Origin of the sequence: Enterobacteriaceae endosymbiont of Donacia dentata, assembly GCF_012570745.1 — a bacterium.
Classification (GTDB): Bacteria; Pseudomonadota; Gammaproteobacteria; order Enterobacterales; family Enterobacteriaceae.
The window spans coordinates 351,644-375,850 of sequence record NZ_CP046212.1; the positions used below are offsets into that span (position 1 = coordinate 351,644).

At 18.8% G+C, this 24,207-nt stretch carries 21 protein-coding genes and 1 tRNA gene; 4 read left to right on the forward strand and 18 right to left on the reverse strand.

The features are described 5' to 3' along the window. Positions 1-181: 181 nt before the first annotated feature. Positions 182-994 (reverse strand): glutamate racemase, encoded by an 813-nt coding sequence (gene murI / locus GJT90_RS01735; protein WP_168920157.1) that lies wholly within the window; start codon positions 992-994, stop codon positions 182-184. A 143-nt stretch (positions 995-1,137) separates the two neighbouring features. On the opposite strand from murI, the gene GJT90_RS01740 reads away from it, so the two are divergent. Further along, positions 1,138-2,301, forward strand: coding sequence for a cysteine desulfurase family protein (locus GJT90_RS01740; RefSeq protein WP_168920158.1), 1,164 nt, complete (start codon positions 1,138-1,140; stop codon positions 2,299-2,301). A 59-nt stretch (positions 2,302-2,360) separates the two neighbouring features. Here the strand turns inward: GJT90_RS01740 and pykF are convergent, their stop codons facing one another. The 8 genes from pykF to murJ all read right to left on the reverse strand — a co-directional run bounded on the left by pykF (position 2,361) and on the right by murJ (position 11,140). Then, positions 2,361-3,776 (reverse strand): pyruvate kinase PykF, encoded by a 1,416-nt coding sequence (gene pykF, locus GJT90_RS01745; RefSeq protein WP_168920159.1) that lies wholly within the window; start codon positions 3,774-3,776, stop codon positions 2,361-2,363. A gap of 106 nt (positions 3,777-3,882) precedes the next feature. Then, positions 3,883-4,332: a cysteine desulfuration protein SufE gene (gene sufE / locus GJT90_RS01750; RefSeq protein ID WP_168920160.1), complete on the reverse strand. Its 450-nt coding sequence runs from the start codon at positions 4,330-4,332 to the stop codon at positions 3,883-3,885. Positions 4,333-4,334: 2 nt separating this feature from the next. Further along, on the reverse strand, positions 4,335-5,564 hold the full coding sequence (locus tag GJT90_RS01755; RefSeq protein WP_168920161.1) for a SufS family cysteine desulfurase: 1,230 nt from the start codon (positions 5,562-5,564) through the stop codon (positions 4,335-4,337). Further along, a complete protein-coding gene (locus GJT90_RS01760; RefSeq protein WP_168920162.1) occupies positions 5,554-6,840 on the reverse strand; it encodes a SufD family Fe-S cluster assembly protein in 1,287 nt (428 codons plus the stop codon). The genes GJT90_RS01755 and GJT90_RS01760 overlap by 11 nt, the downstream gene beginning before the upstream one ends. Continuing rightward, the gene (gene sufC / locus GJT90_RS01765; protein WP_168920163.1) at positions 6,830-7,576 is read right to left on the reverse strand and encodes a Fe-S cluster assembly ATPase SufC; all 747 of its coding nucleotides are present in this window, start codon (positions 7,574-7,576) and stop codon (positions 6,830-6,832) included. Before sufC ends, GJT90_RS01760 begins: the two co-directional genes overlap by 11 nt. A gap of 37 nt (positions 7,577-7,613) precedes the next feature. After that, complete coding sequence (sufB, locus tag GJT90_RS01770) at positions 7,614-9,056, reverse strand: Fe-S cluster assembly protein SufB (protein ID WP_168920164.1); 1,443 nt, start codon at positions 9,054-9,056, stop codon at positions 7,614-7,616. A 4-nt stretch (positions 9,057-9,060) separates the two neighbouring features. Then, positions 9,061-9,453 carry a HesB/IscA family protein gene (locus tag GJT90_RS01775; protein WP_168920165.1) on the reverse strand — a complete coding sequence of 131 codons (393 nt, stop codon included), beginning with the start codon at positions 9,451-9,453 and terminating at the stop codon, positions 9,061-9,063. Positions 9,454-9,589: 136 nt separating this feature from the next. Continuing rightward, the gene (gene murJ / locus GJT90_RS01780) at positions 9,590-11,140 is read right to left on the reverse strand and encodes a murein biosynthesis integral membrane protein MurJ (RefSeq protein ID WP_168920166.1); all 1,551 of its coding nucleotides are present in this window, start codon (positions 11,138-11,140) and stop codon (positions 9,590-9,592) included. Positions 11,141-11,289: 149 nt separating this feature from the next. Between murJ and ribA the strand changes: the two genes are divergently transcribed. Then, positions 11,290-11,880, forward strand: a complete 591-nt coding sequence (gene ribA, locus GJT90_RS01785) for a GTP cyclohydrolase II (RefSeq protein ID WP_168920167.1) — start codon at positions 11,290-11,292, stop codon at positions 11,878-11,880. Between the two features lie 9 nt (positions 11,881-11,889). On the opposite strand, the gene sbcB is transcribed toward ribA, so the two are convergent. Next, on the reverse strand, positions 11,890-13,311 hold the full coding sequence (gene sbcB, locus GJT90_RS01790) for an exodeoxyribonuclease I (protein WP_168920168.1): 1,422 nt from the start codon (positions 13,309-13,311) through the stop codon (positions 11,890-11,892). A gap of 56 nt (positions 13,312-13,367) precedes the next feature. Between sbcB and GJT90_RS01795 the strand changes: the two genes are divergently transcribed. Then, positions 13,368-13,452: transfer RNA gene (locus tag GJT90_RS01795), tRNA-Ser, on the forward strand. Positions 13,453-13,519: 67 nt separating this feature from the next. Further along, a complete protein-coding gene (locus GJT90_RS01800; protein WP_168920169.1) occupies positions 13,520-14,080 on the forward strand; it encodes a DedA family protein in 561 nt (186 codons plus the stop codon). Between the two features lie 27 nt (positions 14,081-14,107). On the opposite strand, the gene GJT90_RS01805 is transcribed toward GJT90_RS01800, so the two are convergent. The 8 genes from GJT90_RS01805 to nuoG form a co-directional block, all read right to left on the reverse strand. After that, positions 14,108-15,583, reverse strand: a complete 1,476-nt coding sequence (locus GJT90_RS01805; protein WP_168920170.1) for an NADH-quinone oxidoreductase subunit N — start codon at positions 15,581-15,583, stop codon at positions 14,108-14,110. Positions 15,584-15,643: 60 nt separating this feature from the next. Beyond that, positions 15,644-17,149 carry an NADH-quinone oxidoreductase subunit M gene (gene nuoM / locus GJT90_RS01810; protein WP_168920171.1) on the reverse strand — a complete coding sequence of 502 codons (1,506 nt, stop codon included), beginning with the start codon at positions 17,147-17,149 and terminating at the stop codon, positions 15,644-15,646. Positions 17,150-17,210: 61 nt separating this feature from the next. Further along, positions 17,211-19,088, reverse strand: coding sequence for an NADH-quinone oxidoreductase subunit L (gene nuoL / locus GJT90_RS01815; protein ID WP_168920172.1), 1,878 nt, complete (start codon positions 19,086-19,088; stop codon positions 17,211-17,213). Continuing rightward, positions 19,085-19,387: an NADH-quinone oxidoreductase subunit NuoK gene (nuoK, locus tag GJT90_RS01820; protein ID WP_168920173.1), complete on the reverse strand. Its 303-nt coding sequence runs from the start codon at positions 19,385-19,387 to the stop codon at positions 19,085-19,087. Before nuoK ends, nuoL begins: the two co-directional genes overlap by 4 nt. Positions 19,388-19,428: 41 nt before the next feature. Then, positions 19,429-19,929, reverse strand: a complete 501-nt coding sequence (locus tag GJT90_RS01825) for an NADH-quinone oxidoreductase subunit J family protein (protein ID WP_168920174.1) — start codon at positions 19,927-19,929, stop codon at positions 19,429-19,431. Positions 19,930-19,951: 22 nt separating this feature from the next. Continuing rightward, complete coding sequence (gene nuoI, locus GJT90_RS01830) at positions 19,952-20,494, reverse strand: NADH-quinone oxidoreductase subunit NuoI (protein ID WP_168920175.1); 543 nt, start codon at positions 20,492-20,494, stop codon at positions 19,952-19,954. A gap of 22 nt (positions 20,495-20,516) precedes the next feature. After that, entirely contained in the window at positions 20,517-21,491 is a 975-nt protein-coding gene (nuoH, locus tag GJT90_RS01835; RefSeq protein ID WP_168920176.1) for an NADH-quinone oxidoreductase subunit NuoH, read from the reverse strand. Further along, positions 21,488-24,196, reverse strand: coding sequence for an NADH-quinone oxidoreductase subunit NuoG (nuoG, locus tag GJT90_RS01840; RefSeq protein WP_168920177.1), 2,709 nt, complete (start codon positions 24,194-24,196; stop codon positions 21,488-21,490). The genes nuoH and nuoG overlap by 4 nt, the downstream gene beginning before the upstream one ends. Positions 24,197-24,207 lie beyond the last annotated feature (11 nt).

A 24,207-nucleotide genomic window follows, 5' to 3' on the forward strand; every position in this document is an offset into this window, starting at 1 on the left:
TATACAAAATTTTAATAAAACTAAAAATATAAATTTTATAAAAACAAATTCATAAATTTAAAACTCTTATAAAAGAGTGCCCTCAAAAGTTTTTTATAAATTTTTAAAGAACTATAAAACAACATTAACTATGTTACATATCAATTAAATAGTCAAGTTTTTTATTATTATAAATAATAAATTAAATTTTTAATTTATAAATAAATTTAAAATTTTGATTTAAAAAATAAAATTTAACTTTTTTTATATTTTTATTTTCTTTAGTGTATAAAACAAAATTTTTTTTTGTATATAAAATTAATTTATTATAACTTATTAATTTTCTTAATTTTAAAAAAATTTTTTTTTTAGAATCTAAAAAAATAGTATTACTAGGAAAAATTTCTTTTAATTCATTTATAATTAAAGAAAAATGTGTACAACCTAATATTATTGTATCTGGAAATATATTTAAATTATACCAAGAAATAAATATTTTTTTAATTTCATCCAAAACAATTTTATATCCTAATAATTTTTTTTCAGCTGCAAATACCAATTTTTGAGAAGATATAGTTTTTATTGTAAATTTATTATTGAAAAAATTAATTTTTTTTTTTATTTTTAAATTTTTTAATGTAGTTTTAGTTGCTAAAAAACCAATAACATTATTTTTAGTTTTTTTTATAGCTAAATTAATATCAGGAATAATTCCAATAATAGGAAAATTAAAATATTTTCTTATTTTAGGTAAACTAGAAACACTGGCTGTATTACATGCAATAATAGCTAATGAAATATTATGATGATCAGAAACTTTTTTTAAAATTTGTACTAAACGATTAAAAATAAATTTTTTTGATTTATCCCCATAAGGAAAATATTTATTATCTAACAAATATATAAAATTTACATTTGAAAAAAAATTTTTAATATAATTATAAATAGAAATACCTCCTAAACCAGAATCAAAAATAAAAACTGTTATTTGTGATTCTAATAATATTTTATTCATAAAAAAATATCCTGATTTATTAATATAATAAAATTAACATTTTATATTAATTAATATATATTATACAATGATTGTTATATATAAATAATTATGTTTTATAATTTTAATTTTTAGTTAAATGATAAATATAGATAAATTATAAGATGAAAAAATTGATTTATTTAGACTACGCATCTACTACTCCTGTAGATGAAAGAGTTTTGAAAAAAATGAATGATTATTTTACTATAAATGGAATATTTGGTAATCCATCTTCTTATTCAAATATATTTGGTATAAAAGCAAAAAATGCTGTTGAAAAAGCTAGATCTGATATAGCTAATATAATAGGAAGTAAAGAAGAAGAAATAATTTTTACATCTAGTGCTACAGAATCTATTAATTTAGCAATAAAAGGAATAATTACTAATTATAGTAATAATTATGATCAAAAAAATATTATTACAAGTATTAGTGAACATAAAGCTGTATTAGAAACTTGTCATTATATGAAAAAATTAGGAATTAAAATAATATACTTAAAAAATTCTAATATAGGTTCTCTAGATTTAGATATTTTAGAAAAAAAAATTACAAATAATACTATTTTAGTATCTATAATGCATATTAATAATGAAATAGGAACTATTAATAATATTAAATATATTGGAAATATTTGTAAAAAAAAAAATATAATTTTTCACGTAGATGCTACTCAAAGCATAGGTAAATATAAGTTAAATTTAAAAAAAATAAATATTGACTTATTATCATTTTCTGCACATAAATTTTATGGTCCTAAAGGAATAGGTGTTTTATATATAAGAAAAAATAACAAAACAAAATTTAAAATATCTCCATTAATTCATGGAGGAGGACAAGAAAAAGGAATAAGATCAGGAACTTTAGCTGTACATCAAATTATTGGTATGGCAAAAGCATTAAATATTTCTGTTAATGAAATTGATAAAGAAAAAAAAAGAATAAAAAAATTAAAAAAACAATTATGGGATGGAATTAAAAATATTAATGGTATATATATTAATGGAGATTTTAAGAATAGTTCACCATATATAATTAACATAGGTATTAAAGATATTTTTAATAAAATACTTATGATGGAAATGCAAAATATTGCTATTTCTTCTTCTTCTGCATGTATTTCAAATACACATACATCTCATGTATTAAAATCTTTAGGATTAACAGAAAAATTAATTCAAAGTTCTATACGTTTTTCTTTTGGAAGATTTACTACAAAAAAAGAAATTTATTTTACAATTAAACATTTACATTTTATTGTTAAAAAAATTAGGAAAAATATTTAATAAAATATTTATCACTAATTAATTAATAACAAATTTTTAAATTTTACTATTTTAGTATATTATATAATGTGTACAGAAGTCGTATTAGTAGTTCCACTAGGTACTAACGCACCTGAAACCATAACAATAAAATCTCCTGATATAGCATATTTACTTGATATTGCTATTTTTTTACCTATGATATAAAAATCATCTGTTGATGATATTTTTTTTACAAGTTTAGGTATAATTCCTTTACTTAAAATAAGTTGTTTTGCAGTTTTTTTATTTGTAGTTAAAGCTAAAATAATAGCCTTAGGAAAATATTTCCTAATTGCTTTTGCTGATTTACCTAATTGAGTAGCTACAATTATTAATGGAGCTTTTAATTTTTCTGAAATTTCGACTGCACTACGACATATTGCATCAGTAATACTTATATCTATTTTATTATTATCATAATAATAAATTCTACTTGTCATAGTAATATCTGTTCTTTCACAAATTGTTGACATAATAGATACAGATTCTAACGGATATTTTCCTTTAGCACTTTCTCCCGATAACATTACAGCATCTGTGCCATCTAAAATAGCATTTGCTACATCACCAGCTTCTGCTCTAGTAGGTCTAGGATTCTTTATCATAGAATCTAACATTTGTGTTGCAGTGATTACTATTTTTCCTAAACAATTACATTTTTTAATTATCATTTTTTGAGCAAAAATTACATCTTCTACAGGAATTTCAACTCCTAAATCTCCTCTAGCTACCATTATACCATCAGAAACATCTAGAATTTCATCAAAATTATTTAAACCTTCTTGATTTTCAATTTTTGCTATAACTTGAATATCTTCTCCTTTATATAATTTTAAAAATTTTTTTATTTCTATAATATCTTTTTTTTTACGAATAAAAGAAGCAGCAATATAATCTACTTTATTTTTACATGCAAAAATTAAATCATCTTTATCTTTTTCAGATAAAGATGGTAATTTAATAGAAATTCCTGGTAAATTAATACTTTTATTTTCTGATAATTTTCCATTATTTAATACTTGACATAATATTTGATTATTATATATTTTTAGTACTTTCATTGCTATTAATCCATCATCAATTAATATTTTATTTCCAATATTTATATCATTAATAATATTAGGATAAGTAATAGCAACACATTTATTATTTCCAATAATTGATTGATCAGTTGTTAAAATAAATTTTTGTCCTGATTTTAAATATATATCTGTATTATTATATAATTTCATAGTACGTATTTCTGGTCCTTTAGTATCTAATAAAATTGCTACTTTTTGACCTGTTTTTTTAATAATTTTTTTTAAAGTATTAATTCTTTTTTGATGATTATAATGACTACCATGTGAAAAATTTAATCTTGCAACATTCATTCCTAAATTGAGTAGTTGAGATAAAATTTCTTTAGATTCAGAACTAGGACCTATAGTACAGACTATTTTAGTTTTTTTCATAAAATTAATATTCCTTATAAATATATTAAATTTTAAAATTTTTTATAATTTTAAAGTAATTAAATTATATAATAATTTTAATTTTATAAAAATATTAAATCTAATTTTATTTTATTTTATCTTCTCTATTTAACTGAAATATAAATTTTATTAATTTTCTTTGAATTGTTTTTATAATAACATCAATCCCTTGTATTCTAGAAATAGTTAAATATCTATCAAAAGATAGCTTTTTAAAACATGATTTAATATCAAAATGAATAATTTCATAACAATTTTTTTTTTTATAAAAAATAAAAATCATTGTTAATAATCCTTTTACTATAGCAGAATCACTATCTCCTTTAAATTTTACATTTTTATTTTTATCAATTATTATAGAAATCCAAACATTACTTTGACATCCAGGAATGAAATTTTCAAAAGAATGTTGTTGTTGTGATAAAATAGGTATTCTACTCCCTAATTCTATTATATAGAGATATTTTTCTTCCCAATTATTACAATTTTTAAAATTTATTTCAAGTTCATCTTTACTAGGTAAAGTATATAACATAATTATTTATTAAATAAATCGTTTATATATGTTAATTTTTTTATAAAAAAATCAATATCATTAATATTATTATATATAGAAAAAGAAATTCTACACATTGATTTTACTTTAAAATGTTTCATAATAGGTATAGAACAATGATGACCAGTACGAATAGCAATACCATATTGATCTAAAAAACATCCTATATCATAGGGGTTATATTTTCCTAAATTAAAAGAAATAATACCAATTCTATTAGCAGAATATTTTTCCCCAAAAATTTTAATATTTGAAATTTTATTTAATTTTTTAAAAGCATATTTTGTTAAAAATTTATTATGTTTAATTATTTCTTTTATATTAAAAGATTTAAACCATGATAATGCTACACCTAATCCTATAATACCAGATATATTAGGAGATCCTGCTTCAAATTTCCAAGGTATTTTCTCCCAAATAGGTCTGTTCCCATATATATCTGTAATCATTCCACCACCACCTTGCCAAGGTGGCATCAATTTTAATATTTTTTTTCTTCCATATAAAATACCAATACCAGTAGGACTAAAAATTTTATGTCCCGAAAAAACAAAAAAATCACAATTTAATTTTTGTACATCAATTTTTTTATTTGCAATTGCCTGTGCTCCATCAATTAATGTTAAAATATTATTTTTTTTTGCTAATTTAATAATTTTTTTAATAGGATTAATTGTTCCTAAAACATTAGAAATGTATGTTATTGATATTAAACGAGTATTTTTATCAATTAAAGTATTTAATTTATGTAATTTTAATTTCCCATATTTGTCTAATGGTATGATTTTTATATTAAATCCTATTTTTTTAGATAATAATATCCAAGGAATAATATTTGAATGATGCTCCATACCAGAAAGAATAATATTATTATTAATTTTAATATTATTAAAACCCCAAGTATTTGCAATAAGATTAATACTTTCTGTAGTACTTTTTGTAAAAATTATTTCTTCGGTATATTTTGCATTAATAAATTTTGATATTTTATTACGTATTCTTTCCATGTTATTAGTTGCATTTATGCTTAAACTATATATGCCTCTATTAACAGAAGAATATTCATTTTTATAAAAAAAATTTAATGCAGAAATTACTTTTTTAGGTTTATGTACAGTAGCTGCATTATCTAAATAAATAAATTTATTACCATTAATTTTTTTAGATAAAATAGGAAACTGTTTTCTAATATCTATTATATTAAAATTCATTAAAAAAGTTCTCTATAGAAAAATAACATGATATATAATCAAAAATTTTATTTCTGATTAAATCATTATTACAAATATTTTTTAGGGAATCTAGTATAAATGCTGTAACTAATATATTATATGATTTTTTAAAATTTATTCCTCTAGTCCTTAAAAAAAAAATCTGTTCAGGATTTATTTTTCCTGTAAATACACCGTGTTTACATTTTACATCATTATTTAAAATATCTAATCCAGGTTGTATATTTATTTTTGATAACTTACTTAATAGTAAACTACTATAGTTAATTTGTCCATCCGTTTTTATTGCACTTTTATTTATTTTTATTAAACCAATTAAATTTATTATAGCTTTATTTAAAGTAATTGCTTTATGAATTTGATTACTATAACAATTATTTCCCTTATGCTCTAAATAATTATTAATATTCATTAAATTACTATTTTTAGCAAATAATATACTTTCATATATAAATTTAGATTTATTTCCTATACATTGAAAATTATTATTTTGATTCATAAATTTATTAGACATAAATAAATCATATTTTTTACAAAAAACATTATTATATAAATAATATTCATTATTAATAAAATTGAAATTTTTATTATTATTTTCATTAGTAATAAATTGATAATATTCTAATGTAGAATTATTATTTAATAATATAGTATTATATATATTATTAAAACATAATATATCATTATTAATATGATGTTCTAATATAATAATATTATGAATATTACTATTTATATATATATAATTTCTGTAATTAGACATAAAAATTTGATTATTATTTTTATTACCACAATTAAAATATATTATATAAAGTGGTTTAATATTTTTCATATTATTATTAATATTAATATGTATAATCTCTTTTGTAAGAGATTCAGATAAATAAGTATAAATATTATTTTTAACAAAATTATTTATATAAAAAATATTATTATATTTATTTATAGTTATTTTGTAATATGGATTTTTTATATCACTAATATTTTTATCTAATTTTCCATTAATAAAATATAATGAAATAGCATCTATTTTAAATATAAAATTTTTTAATATATTTTTATTTAAGAATAATTTTTGAGAATTTCTTATAAATTTATTATTTAGATTTTTAAAAAATTTTTTTTGAAAATCATCATATTTTTTTTGTTTTAATAAAAATTTTAACTTTAACCAATTTTTTTCTGCTACATTAGAAAAATGATGTTTTGTATGATTTTTATAAATATTTTTTAATTGATTATAAATATTATTTTCCATTAATCCATCCATCGTACCCATGATTTTCTAATTGGGAAATAATATTAAAATTTCCTGATTTAATAATTCTTTTGTTATAAAGAATATGAATATAATCAGGATTTATGTAATCTAAAATACGTCGGTAATGTGTAATAATTAAGAAAGATCTTTTTTCATTTTTCATTATATTAATTATTTTAGATACAATTTTTAATGCGTCTATATCTAATCCTGAATCAATTTCATCTAAAATACATAAATCAGGTTCTAAAACAAACATATAAAATACATCATTAATTTTTTTTTCACCTCCAGAAAAACCTACGTTAACAAAACGTTGAAGAAAATTTTTCGATTTTTCTAAAACTTTTATTTTTTTATTAATAATTTTTTTATAAGTAAATCTATCTAATTCTTTTTTTTTTTTATATTTTATTATTGCTTTTAAAGAATTATATAAAAAAATATCATTACTTACTCCTGGTATTTCAATAGGATATTGAAAAGATACGAATATTCCTTCTCTAGCTCTAATTTCAGGTTTCATATATAATAAATTTTTATTTTTAAAATATATTTTTCCTTTAGAAATATTATATTCTTTTTTACCAGCTAATACATATGATAAAGTACTTTTTCCTGAACCATTAGGTCCCATAATTGCATGAATTTCTCCAGGATTTATAGATAAATAAAATTTATTTAAAATAACTTTATTATTTATATCAACATGTAAATTTTTTATTTTTAACATAATTTTTTCTGTATTTAGTATTATTAAAAATATAATTTTATCCTATACTATTTTCTAAATTAATAGATAATAATTTTTGTGCTTCTACAGCAAATTCTAAAGGAAATTTATTAAAAATTTCTTTACAAAATCCATTAATAATAAGAGAAATAGCATTTTCAATATCTAATCCTCTTTGTAAGCAAAAAAATATTTGTTCTTCTTCAATTTTAGAAGTCGTAGCTTCATGTTCAACTTGTGAAGTATTATTTCGTATATTTAAAATAGGATATGTATGTGTACTACATTTAGTACCAATTAAAATTGAATCACATTGGGTAAAATTACGAGAATAATAGGATGATTTATCAATATAAACTAATCCACGATATGTATTTTTACTATTTTCTGTAGAAATACTTTTTGAAATAATTGTTGATTTTGTATTTTTACCTATATGAATCATTTTAGTTCCAGTATCAGCTTGTTGATAACCATTTGTTAAAGAAATTGAAAAAAATTCTCCAATAGAATTATCTCCTTTTAAAATAACACTAGGATATTTCCATGTAATTGCTGATCCTGTTTCTGATTGTGTCCATGACATTTTACTATTTTTTCCTTTACATATTGCTCTTTTAGTAACAAAATTTAAAATTCCTCCTTCATGATTTATTTTCCCGCGACCAGGGAACCAATTTTGTACAGTTGAATAATTTACTTGCGCATTCTTATGTATAATAACTTCAACTACAGCAGCATGTAGTTGAGAATTTTTTCTAATCGGAGCAGAACACCCTTCTATATAATTTACATAACTATTTTCTTCAGCAATTAAAATAGTTCTTTCAAATTGTCCGATATTTTTTTCATTAATTCTAAAATAGGTAGATAGTTCTATAGGACAATGTATATTTTTAGGAATATAAATAAAGGTACCGTCAGATGCTACAGCTGCATTTAAAGATGCAAAAAAATTATCATCAGCAGGTACTACTGAACCTAAATATTTTCTAACTAAATCTGGATAATTTTGTATCGCATCATTTAATGAACAAAAAATTATTCCTTTTTTTAATAATGTATTTTTATTTGTTGTAATAACTGAAACAGAGTCAAAAATAGCATCAACAGCTATTAAATTATTATCTTTTGTAGGAATATGTAATTTATTAAATGTTTCTTTTACTTCATCTGTAAAATATTTATTTTTAATATTATTATTTTTTTTAAATTGATATAAAGGAGCAGAATAATAAATATATTTTTGATAATTTAATTTTTTATAATAACCATTTAACCAATGAGGTTCTTTTTTTTTAATCCATGAATAATATCCTTTTAGTCTAAAATTTAACATCCATTTAGGTTCATTACGCATACTAGATATTTGATATATTGTTTCCAAATTAATTCCAGGAATAAATTTATTATTTTTTAATTTAGTAATAAATCCTTCTTTATAATCTTTTTTAAAATATTTTAAATTATTTTCATTCATTTGATTAATTCTTTTTATAATTAATATTAAAACTTTTTTTACATCCACAAAATTGTTTTATTTTATTATTAGTAAATTGAAAAGATTCATGAAAATTATTTTTTATAAAATCAATAATAGTTCCGTCTATAAAACAAAGATCTTTATTATCTAAATAAATAAATATATTTTTTTTTTTAAAATAAATTTCATAATTAAATAATTTTTTTATTAAAATAATTTTATACTTAAATCCAAAACAACCAGATTTTTTTAAAAATATTTTTATTCCTTTATAATCTTTATTTTTTTTCATTATTTGATTTATTTGTAAAAATGCAGATTTTGTTACATACAAACCCTTGTAATTATATTTTTTATCACAAATAAAATGTATTAAATTTTTTTTTATTAACATTATAATAACCTAAAAATATAATTTTTAATATATATTAATATATTAAAAACTAAAATAATTAAATATAACTTAATTTAATATATAAAATAAATATGTTGAAAAAATTTAATTTTTAAAATAAAAAATTTTAATAAAATTATTCTTTTACAATATTTTTTAATGAAAAATCTCTTACACGAAATTTTAATAAAAATAGTATAAATATATACAATAAAAAAACTAATAAACAAATACTTGATAAACAAAAAATACGTATTTTAAAAGGAGATAAAATTAACCATTTTTCAGAAATTATTTTTGAAATAAATAATAACATTATACTTAAAAAAAGTGTAATTATAGTAATACGAAAAAAAAAATTTAACCATCCTACTTCTGGTTTATATATATTTTTTTTAATTAATGTATTAAATAATAAAATAACATTTAAAAATGCTGCAAAACATATAGATATAGAAAATCCTATATGATGTAAAAAAAATATAAATATAGGACTAATTATTTGGGTAATAATTAAAACAAATATAGCAATTTTAACAGGAGTTTTTACATCTTGTCTTGCATAAAATCCTATTGATAATACTTTAGCTATTATTAAAAAAATTAATCCTAGTGAATATATAATAATATTTTTTTGTGTCATTAAAACATCAAAATATGTAAATTCTCCATATTGAAATAAAGCAATTAATAATGGTTTAGATAAAAAACCTAAAATTAATGAACTAGGAATTATTAATAAAAAACATAAACGTAATCCTATATCCATTAATTTATTATATTCTTTTTCTTTATTTTGTGTAAAAGCATCAGTTAATGCAGGTAATAATACTATAGTTAATGCTATTCCAAACATACTTATAGGTAATTCCATTAAACGGTCTGCATAATAAATCCAAGTAATAGATCCTGTGATTAAAAAAGAAGAAAAAGCAGAATTAATTAATAAAGATACTTGTACAGCAGTAACTCCAATAATAGCGGTACCCATTTTTTTTAAAACTCTTAATACACCTGAATCAAAAGTCTTAAAATTAGGTAATATTAACATATTTAATTTTTTTAAATAAATTAATTGATAAAAAATTTGTAATAATCCTCCAATTATAACTGCCCATACTAAAATTAATATTGGAGGTTGTAAAATTTTAGGAAATATTATTATTAGTAATATCATACTTAAATTTAATAAAACAGGAGTAAATGCTGGTACAAAAAAATTTTTCCAAATATTTAAAATTGAACTAGCTAATGATGATAAAGATATAAATAAAATATAAGGAAATGTCATTTTTAATATCTTAGATGTAAGTTTTAATTTAAAATCTGTATTTACAAATCCCGGAGCAATAATAGAAATAATTAAAGAAGAAAATATTATTCCAAAAAAAATTATTATAGAAAGTATTATTATTAACATACCTAATGTAGAGGCAATAAAATTTTTAGTATCTTTTTTACTTCTTTTATTTTTATATTCAGCTAATATAGGAGTAAATGCTTGAGAAAAAGCTCCTTCAGCAAATATACGCCTTAATAAATTAGGTAATTTAAATGCTATGAAAAAGGAATCACTATAAATTCCAGCACCAAAAACTTTTGCAATAAGACTATCTCTAATAAAACCTAATAATCTAGAAAATAACGTTATTATACTAACTGTAGTTAATGATTTTAATAAATTCATATAATTCCTAAAAATAATAGTTTATTATATAAATAAATTATTTTTATAAAAAATTCAATAAAATAAAAATTTTTCTTACATAAATAATTATTTACAAATTATTTTTTTGAATTAAATATTAAAATATTTATTTTTATAGGTAAAATTAAATGAATATAAAAGAAATATCTAGAGCAAAGCTTCCAACAAAATGGGGAGAATTTATTATAATAGGTTTTGAAGAAAAAAATACTAATAATAATCATATTGCTTTAGTATATGGAATAAAAAAAATATATAAAAATTCAATTATTTTAACAAGAATTCATTCAGAATGTTTAACAGGAGATACTTTTTTTAGTTTACGTTGTGATTGTGGTTTACAATTAGAATCAGCATTAAAAAAAATTTCTAAGGAAAATTGTGGAATATTAATTTATCATAGACAGGAAGGAAGAAATATTGGTCTTTTAAATAAAATTAAAGCATACAATTTACAAGATAAAGGATTAGATACTATAGAGGCAAATTATGAATTAGGTTTTAATTCAGATGAAAGAAATTTTATTTCTTGTATTAATATATTAAAAATATTAGGTATTTTAAATATTAAATTACTTACTAACAATCCTTATAAAATAAATATTTTAAAAAAAAATGGTATAAATGTTATATGTAGAATACCACTAATTACTGGATATAATATTAAAAATTATAAATATTTAAAAACTAAAAAAATAAAATTGGGACATTTATTATAATAATATTTATTAAAATTTGAAGAAATTTTTTATATATTTTAACAAATTTTTTAAAACTAAAATTTGTTTATTATAAAGTTCTTTTTGTAATAATTTTTTAATTTCATAATTATAATTATTAAAAAATTTTTTATTAAAAATATTTTTTATATATATATCCCATGTTTTTTTTTCTATTTTACTTAATGTAAATGGAAAATTTCTTGCTTTATATTTAAATAATAATATATTAGCTCTTATATCTTTAAATATAAATTCATTTAAATTAATAATAGTTTTTTTTTTATTATGTATTTTTTTAAATTTAAATAAATCTTCATTTGAAAAAAAATTTTTATATAATTGTTCATCAACATTATAAATATTTGTTTCTTCATTTTTTTGTTTAAAATTTAAAAAGATATATTTTATTATCTTTTTTATTTTAAAAAAATTTTTTTTTAAAATAAAAAAATTTTTTATATAAAATATAATTTTAAATTTTAAACGTTTAAGATCTTGTTTTTTTAAAATATTTACTGGAAGTAGTAAAGGAAATTTATTGAAATTAATAAGTTGTATGTACGAAAAAATATTTTTTTTATATATTTGTGTATTTTTTATAATTTGTAAAAAATCATATACATTATTTACTAAATTAAATGATATTAATATATTTTTATTTTTTGGATGCCAAAATAAAGGAGTAATACAACTTATATTATTATTTTTATTTTTATAAATACTACTAATATGAATAAAAATTTGAATTTTAGATAAATCTATTTTTTTTATTAATTTTTTTTTATTTCTATATTTTAAAAAATATTTATATAATAATGGTTGTTTTTTTTTAATTAATTTAGTTATAGATATTGTAGTATAAACATCAGATAATGCATCATGAGCATTTTTACTATATAAATTTTTTATATTATTTAAACTAGCAATTTTTTCAAGATTAAATATTGGAATATTATTTTTTTTAGGCCAATTAATACCATCTGGTCTTAATACATAGCAGGCTCTGACTAAAGATAATATATCCCAACGACTATTATTATTTTTCCAAAACCAACTATATGGATCATAAAAATTACGATAAAACAAAAATCTACTAAATTCATCATCAAAATTGATATTATTATAACCTAAAATACAAGTATTAGGTAATGAAAAAATTTTATTAATATTACTAGCAAATTTACATTCTGTTTGACCTTTTAAATTTATTAAATCAAGACTAATATTATGAATAATCATAGATTTTGGATCAGGTAAGTAATCATTAGATAATTTACAATAAAGTATTATAGGTTTACCTATAATTTTTAAATTAATATTAGTACGTATACAAGCAAATTGAGCAATCCTATCTTTAATAGGATTTAATCCAAAAGTCTCATAATCATAAAATAAAAAATTGAATTCTGATTTTTTTTTTATTAACATAGTATATAATATTATTATAATATTAAAATTATAACAATAATTATTATCTTAATTATGGTGAGATGGCCGAGTGGTCTAAGGCGCATGCCTGGAAAGTATGTATATGGAAACGTATCAAGGGTTCGAATCCCTTTCTCACCAAAAAAATATGTTTGTTTTGTGTAAAATAATTAATATTAATTTTATTATTATTATTTATGAGAGAAATATGTTAAATACAAATATAATTAAAATAATAAATCATTATGGTTATATAATTATATTATTAAGTTCTCTTATTGAATGGGAAACTTTTATTGTTATTGCAGGTATGCTTGCTCATAAAAAAATTTTATTTTTAAATAAAATTTTATTTATTACTGTAATTGGATCAATTATAAGTAATCAACTATTATTTTATATAGGTAAAAAATATAGTAAAAAATTTTTATTTTTTTTTAAAAATTATAGATATAAAATTCAAAAATATCATACTATTATTACTAAATATCCATACATATTTATTATTACAAAATTTATTTATGGTTTTAGATTATTAAGTCCTATCATTATGGGTATTATTAAAATTTCTTATTTAAAATTTTTTTTGTTAAATATTACTGGTTCTATTATATGGACTATATTTTTTACTATAACTGGATATTTTTTTGGAGAAATTATTTTCAATTTTATTAAAAATTTTGCTAATTTTATTAAATATTTTATATATTTTTTTTTATTATTTATAATAATTAAATTTATATATAAAATTATAAAAAAATATTTTTGATATATAAATTATATGTTTAATTTTTTATTAAATATATTTTTTAATAATTTGAATTATTAATTCAGGATAAAATCCTAAAAAAACAGTTATTATAGCTAAAAATAACATTAATTTTTTAATAAAAATAAAAAAATTATTATTTTTAATTGTATCTAAATAAATATTTTTATTTATTTCAGATGGAATTAAATACATACTAATAATGATACGTAAATAATAATATAATCCTATAGCACTTCCTAAAATAATAATACTAGTTAAATACCATAATTTAATTTTTATACTTAATATTATTAAATAAAATTTAGATATAAAACCAATTGTAATTGGAATACCAGCTAAAGATAATAACATTATTGTTAATATAATAGTTAATGTAGGATCATACCAAAATAATCCACGATAATAATATATTTTATCTATATTTTTATCCTTAAGATTAAAACTTGATAATATACTCATAATTCCTAAAATACTAAAATTACTAATTATATAACTAATAATACATACACTCATCATTTCTAATGAAAATGTATGTGTGGCATATATTTGATTGTAAATTAAAATTACAAACATATATCCCATTTGAGCTATAGAAGAATAACCTAATATACGTTTAATATTGTTTTTTGTAATAGCAGCCATGATATTACCAAATATTATTGATAATATTGATAATATAATTAATATTTTATAGAAAAAAAATCTATTATAGTTAATTTGCGAAAAATATATTAAAAATTTTACTAAAAATACAAAAATAGCTGATTTACTAAATGTAGTTAAAAGAATTGTTACAGGCATTGATGAACCTTGATATACATCAGGAGTCCATAAATGAAAAGGTACTATTGATAATTTAAATCCTAAACTTATTAAAGTTAAAAATATTCCAATTAAAGATAAATATTTGATTAAGTATATATTATTATAAGAATAATGATTAATTAAATAAATAAAATTTAAGTTACCATAATCTAAATAAATAAAAGATATTCCAAGTATTAAAAATGATGATGATATAGTAGATAAAATCATATATTTAATACTGGCTTCTAATGAATATTTTGATTTAATATTATAACTTATCAAACCACATATAGGAATAGATATTAATTCAATTCCCATTAACATGGTAATAAAATTATTTGCATTAATTAAAACCATACTTCCTATAGTTGATATTATTATTAATAAATAAAATTCGTCTTTATTACATTTTAAAAAAGATAACCAAATATATGATATTAAACAAATTAAAATATTATTAATTATTAATAAAATATTATAAAAAAATGAATAATTATCTTTAAAAAATAAATAATTTTTTGAAAAATTAATATTTTTTGTATAAATAATAGATATTATTGTTAATATAAATCCTAAAATTGTAATAATTAAACTTGTGAAATTATCTCTTTTAATTGATATTTTTATTAATAAAATAATTGATAATAGAACCATAATAATAAATGGCATTAACAGTACTAGTAATTTAGTCATAAATAAATTCTATTTTTTAAATAAATTTTTTAAACTATAAAATAGTTTTCTTATTTGTAATTAAATAATCCTATTAAATATACTATTAATAGTATTATTTGATATATTTAAAATAAGTTGTGGATAAAATCCTATAATTAATAATAAAATTATAAGTATGAAAAGAATAATTTTTTCTCTCAAAAATATGTCATGTGTTAAAATTAATATTTTAGTTTTAGGTCCATAAAAAATTTTTTGTATCATATTTAAGGAATAAATACTAGAAAATAATAAACTAAATGTTGCAATAGTAGCATAAATTGGATAATGATTAAAAATACCTAATAAAATTAAAAATTCTCCTATAAAATTTCCTGTTCCAGGAATACCAATACTTGCTAAAGCAAAAAATAAAAACGATCCTGGTAATATATTTAGATAATTCCATATACCTCCCATTAATTTAATATTTCTAGTTTTTAACCTTTCATATATTTGTCCACAAAGAATAAATTGAGCAGAAGCACAAATACCATGAGATAACATTTGTATAATAACTCCTTGATAAGCTAATTTATTATTACTATAAATTCCTATTAAAATAAATCCCATATGAGATATAGAAGTATATGCTATAATTTTTTTTATGTCAGTTTGTGTACAAGCCATTAAACATCCATAAAATATACCTATTATACCTAATGGTATAACAATAAAAGAAAATTTTGAAGATGATATTGGAAATAATGGTAAAGTAAATCTTAATAAACCATAAGCTGCTGTTTTTAATAAAATACCTGCAAGATCTACAGATCCAGCTGTTGGTGCTTGACTATGAGCATCTGGTAACCATCCATGAAATGGAATTATAGGCATTTTTATTGCAAAAGCAATAAAAAAAAATAACATTAATAAAAATTCTGTTTTTAAATTTAAATGATTATTTAATAAAATATTATAATCAAAAGTTAATTTTCCTGTTATTGTTTGATTTAAAAATACTAATGATAAAATTCCTAATAACATTAATAATCCACTAGATTGTGTATAAATAAAAAATTTAGTAGCTGCTTTAATTCTACTATAACCTTTTTTTATATCTTGATGACCCCATAAAGATATTAAAAAATACATAGGTATTAACATAATTTCCCAAAATAAAAAAAATAAAAACATATCTATGGATAAAAATACACCAATTACACTACTTAAAATCCATAACAAATTTAAATGAAAAAATCCATGCCATTTTTTTATTTCATTCCAAGAACATAAAACTGCCATTATACCCAGTAATCCAGTAAGATTAATCATTAATAATGATAATCCATCTATAGCTAGATGAAAATTTATACCAAAACGAGGAATCCAATTAAAAACAAATTCTGATATCCATAAAGAATGTAATAATATTTTTTGATTAAAATAATTTAAATTTAAAATATATTCAAAAATTGATAAAATAAAAATAAAACTAATAGAAATTAAAGAAATCCAACGAGGTATTTTAAAGTTTATTTTTTCACTTTGCCAACAAATAATACCACTAATAAAGGGAATTAATATTAACCATGGTAATAACATAAATAAAATTTCCTAATTATATTTTTAATAATTTTATATATAAATTTAAATTTTTAAAGTATTAATAATATTTATGATTTAATATTATTAAATATACAAATATTAAAAATAATCCCAAATACATTAATGACATATACCAACGTATATATCCATTTTCACTTATTAATAATATTTTCCCTATTTGATTTATTGTATTTATTACTAAAAAATTAATAAATTTTGAAATAGGATCATTTTTTATGATAGATAATATTTTTATAAAATTATTAACAAAAATTTTTTTATAAATAAAATCAATATAACATCCATTTAAAAAAAAATGGTTTATAAAAAAAAGTTTATTGAAATAATTTTTATTAATTTTTTTAATAAAAATAATATTTTTACTATAAAACATATATAATAAGAAACTCATTATAGATATCATTATAGATATTATTTGTATAATAAAATAATAATTGTGATTAATTAGTAATATTTTATTAGGTAGTAAAAAATTATTTTTTATAGGTAATAATTTTATTCCTATAAAACTTGACAATATACTTAATATAAGTAAAGGAAAATTATGTGTAAATTTATTATTACCATTTATGGTAGTAGGAATAGTATTATTTTTTTTATAACAAATAATATAAATCAGACGTATAGTATATAAAGAAGTAAGAAAACTACCTATTATACTAATAATAAATAATAAATTATGTTGTTTTATGATAATTTCATAAAGAATTTTTTCTTTGGTAAATCCACTTATAGTTAAAAAAGGAAATGATAATAAAGATATTGAACCAAATAAAAAACAATAATATATAAAAGGAAGATGTTTTTTTATTTTTCCTATTTTTAATATATTTTGCTCTTTTTTATATGAAAAAATGATAGATGCAACACATAAAAATAGTAATGCTTTAAAAAAAGCATGAGAAATTACATGAAATAAGGTTGCATGCCATGAATTAATACCTAATGCTAAAAACATATAACCAATTTGGCTCATAGTGGAATAAGCTAAAATACGTTTAATATTATTTTGTACTAATGCAGAACAACCAGATAATAATATTGTTATTGAACCAATTATACTAATTAAAAATAGTATATTACTGTTCATCAAAAATAATATATTATTACGTAAAATTAAATAAATTCCGGCTGTTACCATAGTAGCAGCATGTATTAAAGCTGATACTGGAGTAGGTCCAACCATAGCATTTATCAACCAAGTATTTAAAGGAAATTGAGCAGATTTACCTATTGCACCTATAATTAACATTATAGATATTATTTTTAAATAATATGATTTATAATAAATATTAGATAATAAAATTAATGATGATATTTTAGAAAAATTTAAAGTATGAAATATTTGAAATATTAAAAATATACCAATAATTAAAAAAATATCACTAAAACGAGTGATTAAAAATGTTTTAATAGCGGATAATCCATTAAAAGTTTTTTCATGAAAAAAACCAATTAATAAATATGAACAAACACCAACTATTTCCCATCCAAAAAACATTAAAATAAAATTATCTGCCAAAATTAATAATGCCATACTTGCAATAAATAAATTTGTATATGCAAAAAATTTAGAATATTCTTTTTCATTTTTCATATACCAAATAGAAAATATATGTATAAGAAAACCTATCCATGTTGTAATAGATAACATAATTAAAGATAACATATCTAAATAAAGGCTTACATTAATATGTAAATTATCAATATTTAACATTTGCCATAAAAATTGTCTATATGACAAAAGATTTTTATTAAAAAAGATAAAACCTATAATTAACGTAATAATTGAACTTATTCCTATAAAACTTACTCCAATTATTGAAATTTGAACTTTATTTAAATAATTTGAAAATAAAGACAGTATTAAAAAACTAATGAATGGCATTAAAATAATTAAAAAAAGGTATTTCATCCTTTCATCTCACTAATTGAATCAATATTAATTGTATTATTATAATAATACAATTTTATTAATAAAATTAAACTTATACAAGTTTCTATAGCTGATATACTTATGGATAAAATATACATAATTTCTCCTTCTGTTTGTTTCCAATAATTACCAGAAATTATACATGATAATGCAGCTATATTTAACATTATATCAGTAAAAATTAAAATATATAACATATTACGTCTAATAATTGTTCCTATTAATCCAATAACAAATATTATAACTATAAATGTTAAAACATGATGTAAAGGTATCATTTTTTTTTCTTTTTATGTTTAAAAAATTTTTAGTAAAAATATTAATTAATTTTTTGTTTTCCTATATGTAAAACAATAATTACACTAGATAATAATAAGATTGAAATTAATTCTATAATAATTTTATATTGTGTAAATAGATTTATACCTATATTTTTAATATCAAGAAAATTATATAGTATATATTTTGTATTATATAAATTTTTAAAAATATAAAATGTAATTATTAAAAATAATAAAGTAAAAATTATAATAGTTATTATAAGTGGTAATTTTTTAATTAAGTAATATTTTTCTTCTAATTCAACTTTTTTATAATTTAATAACATTAAAACAAAAATAAATAGGATAATAATAGCTCCTGCATATATAATAATTTCTAGTGCTCCTGCAAAATAATCACCTAAAAGAAAAAATATACATGATATTGAAATTAATGAAATTAAAAAATATATTAATGTATAAATAGGATTAACACTTATAATTATAAAACATGTAAAAATTATTGATATAAATTCCAATATATAAAATATTTTTTCCATAAAAACATACCTTTAATTTATATTATGGTAATATATTTTTAATATCCACTTCAATATTTGAATCTTTAGTAGATATTTTTTTTTTATTCAGAATATTCACTCCTGAAATATCATAGTAATCATAATCAGAATATTTTCCTTGATTATTGATTAATAAGTCATTTTTTTCATATATTAAGTTTTTTCTATTAAATTCACATAATTCAAAATCAGGGATTAATTGTATTGCACCTGTTGGACAAGCTTCCTCACAAAAGCCACAAAAAATACATCTAGATATATTAATTCTAAAAAATAATGGATAAGATCTTCCATTTTTTTTTACTGCTTTTTTTAAAGTTATACAACCTACTGGACATACTACAGCACAAAGATCACAAGCAACACATTTTTCATTATTATTTAAATCAGATGTTAATATAATTCTACCTCTATATCTTGTTGGTAAATGAACTTTTTCTTCTGGATACATAATAGTTTCTCTTCTACTAAAAATATTTTTCCAGACTAAAAAAATACTTTGAATTTGACTCATTACATCAAAAAAAAATTTTTTTATATTCATTTTTTTATTTTTTAATAAATAATTATTTTAATGATACTATAAAAGCAGTAATAACTAAATTAATTAATGTTAATGGTAAACATATAAACCAACCAAAATGCATAATTTGATCATAACGTGGTCTAGGTAATGAAGCTCTTATTAAAATAAATAATATAATAAATATTATAGTTTTGATTAAATACCATATAATAGATGGTAAAAATGGTCCTAACCATCCGCCAAAAAATAAAATTACTATTAAAGATGAAAGTATAATAATACTAATATATTCTCCTATAAAAAATAATCCAAATTTCATTCCAGAATATTCAATATGATAACCATCAGCTAATTCTTGTTCTGTTTCTGGTTGATCAAAAGGATGTCTATGACACAATGCTATAGATGCTATAATGAAAGATAAAAAACCAAAAAATTGAGGTATTATATTCCAACAATATTTATATTGTTGATTTACTATATCAAATAAATTAAATGATCCAGTTTGACAAATAATACCCATTAATGATAAACCTAAAAAAATTTCATAACTGATTATTTGAGCTACTCCTCTAATAGTTCCTAATAAAGCATATTTATTATTACTAGCCCAACCTGCAAATAAAATTGAATATACGGAAATACTCGCCATCATAAAAAAAAAAAGTATCCCAATATTTAAATTAGATATCATTATATAAGGAGTAATTGGTAATATGGCAAATACTGATAATAATGAATTAAAAGCAATTATAGGTGCTATATTAAATAATAATTTGTTAGAAAAATTAGGAGTCCAATCTTCTTTAAAAAGAATTTTTATCATATCTGCTAATAATTGTAAACAACCATATAACCCAACTCTATTAGGTCCATAACGATTTTGAAATAAAGCTAATATACGTCTTTCTATAAAACTTAAAAAAGCACCACTAATTATTAATATTATTAATATTAATAATGTTTTTAATATATATATTAATTCCATTGAATTTAAAAAAGAAAATAAAATCATTTTAATACCTTTATTTTTTCAATAGTTTTTCCTGAAAAAGATAATGGAATTTCTTTTATTCCTAATGGCATACTAATCAAACCTTGATGTAAAAATTTTGAAATATAAGTTTTTAATATAAAAATATTATTTAAACAATATAATTTAACTAAATGATTATTTAAAATGCCTAATTTTTTAGCATCTTTTTGATTAAAAACGACATAATGATTATAAAAATATTTTTGTATTAAAAAAGATTCTTGAATTAAAATCTTATTATAAAATAAATGATGATATGAAACAATTATTAATTTTTTAGAAATAGAAAATTTATTAAAATTATTTTTTATTTTAATCTTAATTTTATTATTTTTTTTTTCACGAATTTTAAATCCTGTAGGTCCATATTTTGATGAAATTCCTATTTCTTTTTGAAATTTATATAATGATTGTGAAGAATTTAATCCTGGATACCATAAAAATGGCAAATGTGTACAATTAATATTTGAATTATAATTTCCTTCCATAGAAAAATTAAATATAGTATCTTTATCTTTTGGTTGTTCCGGTTCATTAACACTACTATTAGATAGTATTGATGTTCTTCCACTATAACGAATTGGTGATCTTGCAAATTTTCGATTATGTATTCTATAATTTGCTTTAGGAGCAGCTAAGCTAATTCCTTTAAGAATTGAAATATTTTTTTCACATTTTTTAATTACTTCATCTAAAGTAATACTATTATCTAAATTTTTTAATTTAGCATATATTTTATATATCCATTTCCAACTTGATTTTCTATTATTATTTTTATTATAAAAAGAAGGTTTATATACTTGAAAAAATCTCTGTGCTCTACATTCATTGTTAATAACAGTTCCACTACTTTCCATAAAATTTGCTGTTGGTAATATTATATTTGCTTTTTCCATAGTTCTACTAAATATATGATCTAATACAATTATATTAGGAATATTTTTAAAAAAATTATTTAATTTATTTTTTTCTTCATAAAAATATAGATCATTTTCCATAATAATAATTGTGTCTATAGTTGAATTATTATTAAATAAATTATTTTTAATAAATATATCATCTAAAGATTTTCCATTTATTAATCCTAAACCCATACTATTTACCGTATTTAATCCATAAAATAAACCTGTATTTTTTTTTTTTTTATTAAGTGCTTGTGCTACAGCATAAGATGCAGATATTAATTCTAAAGAATTAGATCCTGTTCCTGAAATAATTAAAGGTTTTATTGAATTTAATAAAATATTTTTTATTTCAATAATTTTGTTTTTTAATGTTTTATCATATAAAAATATATCATTTTTTTTATTTTCAATGCAATTTGCTAATGCAAAACCAAATTGAGATTGTTTAATTATAGTATTATAATAATTCCATGAAGAAATGTCATCTAACATTGTCTTGTCAAGACTTGTTATAAATAATGAATTTGATGATCTATTTTTAATATTTAAAATTGCATCAGAATGCCAATAAGGAATATTTTTATGAAGTATATTTTTTTTCATTGCTTGTCTTACTGCTAAAGCTGCACGAGGATTTGTATTACTTAAATCTTCTCCTAAAATTAAAATTACATCATAATTTTCTATTTCTGATAAAGTTGGAAAATATATATTTGTATTTTGTAATATTTTTATTATATAATTAATTTGTTTTTTTTCACTTTCTAAAATACCTAAACAAAAATTTTTTTTTCCAACTAATTTTTTTAAAAGAAAATTACTTTCTATACTTGCTCTAGGTGAGCCTATACCAATAATTTTTTGAGATTTTAATATTAAGTTCGTAATTTTTTTAACAATTATATTTTTATTAAAAATAATTTTTTTATTATAAATAATATTAATAGGATTATTTTTTAAATAAGTATAACCATAACCAAAATAACCTTTATCACAAAGAAAATAATGATTTATTTCTTCATGATATCTATTTTGTATATTAGATAATTTACCATAACGTTCTCCAACAAAAATATTACATCCTAATGAACAATGTTGACAAATACTAGGAGCATATTGAAGATCCCATTTTCTTGTAAAATTATTAGTATAAGCTTTATCAGTAAATACTCCTGTTGGACAAATTTCAATTAAATTTCCAGAAAATGGATTTTCTAATATTCCATCATTATATCTTCCAAAATAAATATCATTTTTTGATGAAAAAACATTAAAATCTTTTCCACCAGCATAATTTTTATAAAATCTTACACAACGATAACACGTAATACAGCGATTCATTACATGAGATATAAAGGGACCTAAGTATTGATTTTTATATTTTCTTTTAGGAAAAGTATATCTACGTATATTATGTCCCACCATAACAGTCATATCTTGTAGATGACAACTACCTCCTTCATCACAAATAGGACAATCATGAGGATGATTTAACATTAATAATTCAATAATTTTTTTACGAAAATTAATGATATCATTATCATTAATAATAATATTTGATTCTTTCGAAGGTAAAGACATACAGGACATAATTATATGTCCTTTTTTTTTAGTATTATCATATTGTTTTATTGCACATTGACGACAAACACCTATACTTCCTAAAATAGGATGCCAACAAAAATATGGTATATTAAAACCTAAAGATAAACATATTTTTAATAAATTATCTTTTTTATTAACTTTATATAATTGATTTTCTATATGAATATTAATCATAATACATATTC

Excerpts from the sequence above, each read along its gene's own strand:
- nuoI (WP_168920175.1), bottom strand. The coding sequence starts at position 20,494 with ATGAATATAAAAAAATTTTTTTTTGATGTAATGAGTCAAATTCAAAGT.
- sbcB (WP_168920168.1), bottom strand. The coding sequence starts at position 13,311 with ATGTTAATAAAAAAAAAATCAGAATTCAATTTTTTATTTTATGATTAT.
- nuoM (WP_168920171.1), bottom strand. The coding sequence starts at position 17,149 with ATGTTATTACCATGGTTAATATTAATTCCCTTTATTAGTGGTATTATT.
- GJT90_RS01775 (WP_168920165.1), bottom strand. The coding sequence starts at position 9,453 with ATGTTAATAAAAAAAAATTTAATACATTTTATTTGTGATAAAAAATAT.
- sufE (WP_168920160.1), bottom strand. The coding sequence starts at position 4,332 with ATGTTATATACTTTACCTAGTAAAGATGAACTTGAAATAAATTTTAAA.
- GJT90_RS01825 (WP_168920174.1), bottom strand. The coding sequence starts at position 19,929 with ATGGAAAAAATATTTTATATATTGGAATTTATATCAATAATTTTTACA.
- nuoK (WP_168920173.1), bottom strand. The coding sequence starts at position 19,387 with ATGATACCTTTACATCATGTTTTAACATTTATAGTTATAATATTTGTT.
- sufC (WP_168920163.1), bottom strand. The coding sequence starts at position 7,576 with ATGTTAAAAATAAAAAATTTACATGTTGATATAAATAATAAAGTTATT.
- GJT90_RS01805 (WP_168920170.1), bottom strand. The coding sequence starts at position 15,583 with ATGACTAAATTACTAGTACTGTTAATGCCATTTATTATTATGGTTCTA.
- GJT90_RS01740 (WP_168920158.1), top strand. The coding sequence starts at position 1,138 with ATGAAAAAATTGATTTATTTAGACTACGCATCTACTACTCCTGTAGAT.
- murJ (WP_168920166.1), bottom strand. The coding sequence starts at position 11,140 with ATGAATTTATTAAAATCATTAACTACAGTTAGTATAATAACGTTATTT.
- GJT90_RS01800 (WP_168920169.1), top strand. The coding sequence starts at position 13,520 with ATGTTAAATACAAATATAATTAAAATAATAAATCATTATGGTTATATA.
- ribA (WP_168920167.1), top strand. The coding sequence starts at position 11,290 with ATGAATATAAAAGAAATATCTAGAGCAAAGCTTCCAACAAAATGGGGA.
- GJT90_RS01755 (WP_168920161.1), bottom strand. The coding sequence starts at position 5,564 with ATGAATTTTAATATAATAGATATTAGAAAACAGTTTCCTATTTTATCT.
- nuoH (WP_168920176.1), bottom strand. The coding sequence starts at position 21,491 with ATGATTTTATTTTCTTTTTTAAATTCAATGGAATTAATATATATATTA.
- nuoL (WP_168920172.1), bottom strand. The coding sequence starts at position 19,088 with ATGAAATACCTTTTTTTAATTATTTTAATGCCATTCATTAGTTTTTTA.
- sufB (WP_168920164.1), bottom strand. The coding sequence starts at position 9,056 with ATGAATGAAAATAATTTAAAATATTTTAAAAAAGATTATAAAGAAGGA.
- pykF (WP_168920159.1), bottom strand. The coding sequence starts at position 3,776 with ATGAAAAAAACTAAAATAGTCTGTACTATAGGTCCTAGTTCTGAATCT.
- GJT90_RS01760 (WP_168920162.1), bottom strand. The coding sequence starts at position 6,840 with ATGGAAAATAATATTTATAATCAATTAAAAAATATTTATAAAAATCAT.
- nuoG (WP_168920177.1), bottom strand. The coding sequence starts at position 24,196 with ATGATTAATATTCATATAGAAAATCAATTATATAAAGTTAATAAAAAA.
- murI (WP_168920157.1), bottom strand. The coding sequence starts at position 994 with ATGAATAAAATATTATTAGAATCACAAATAACAGTTTTTATTTTTGAT.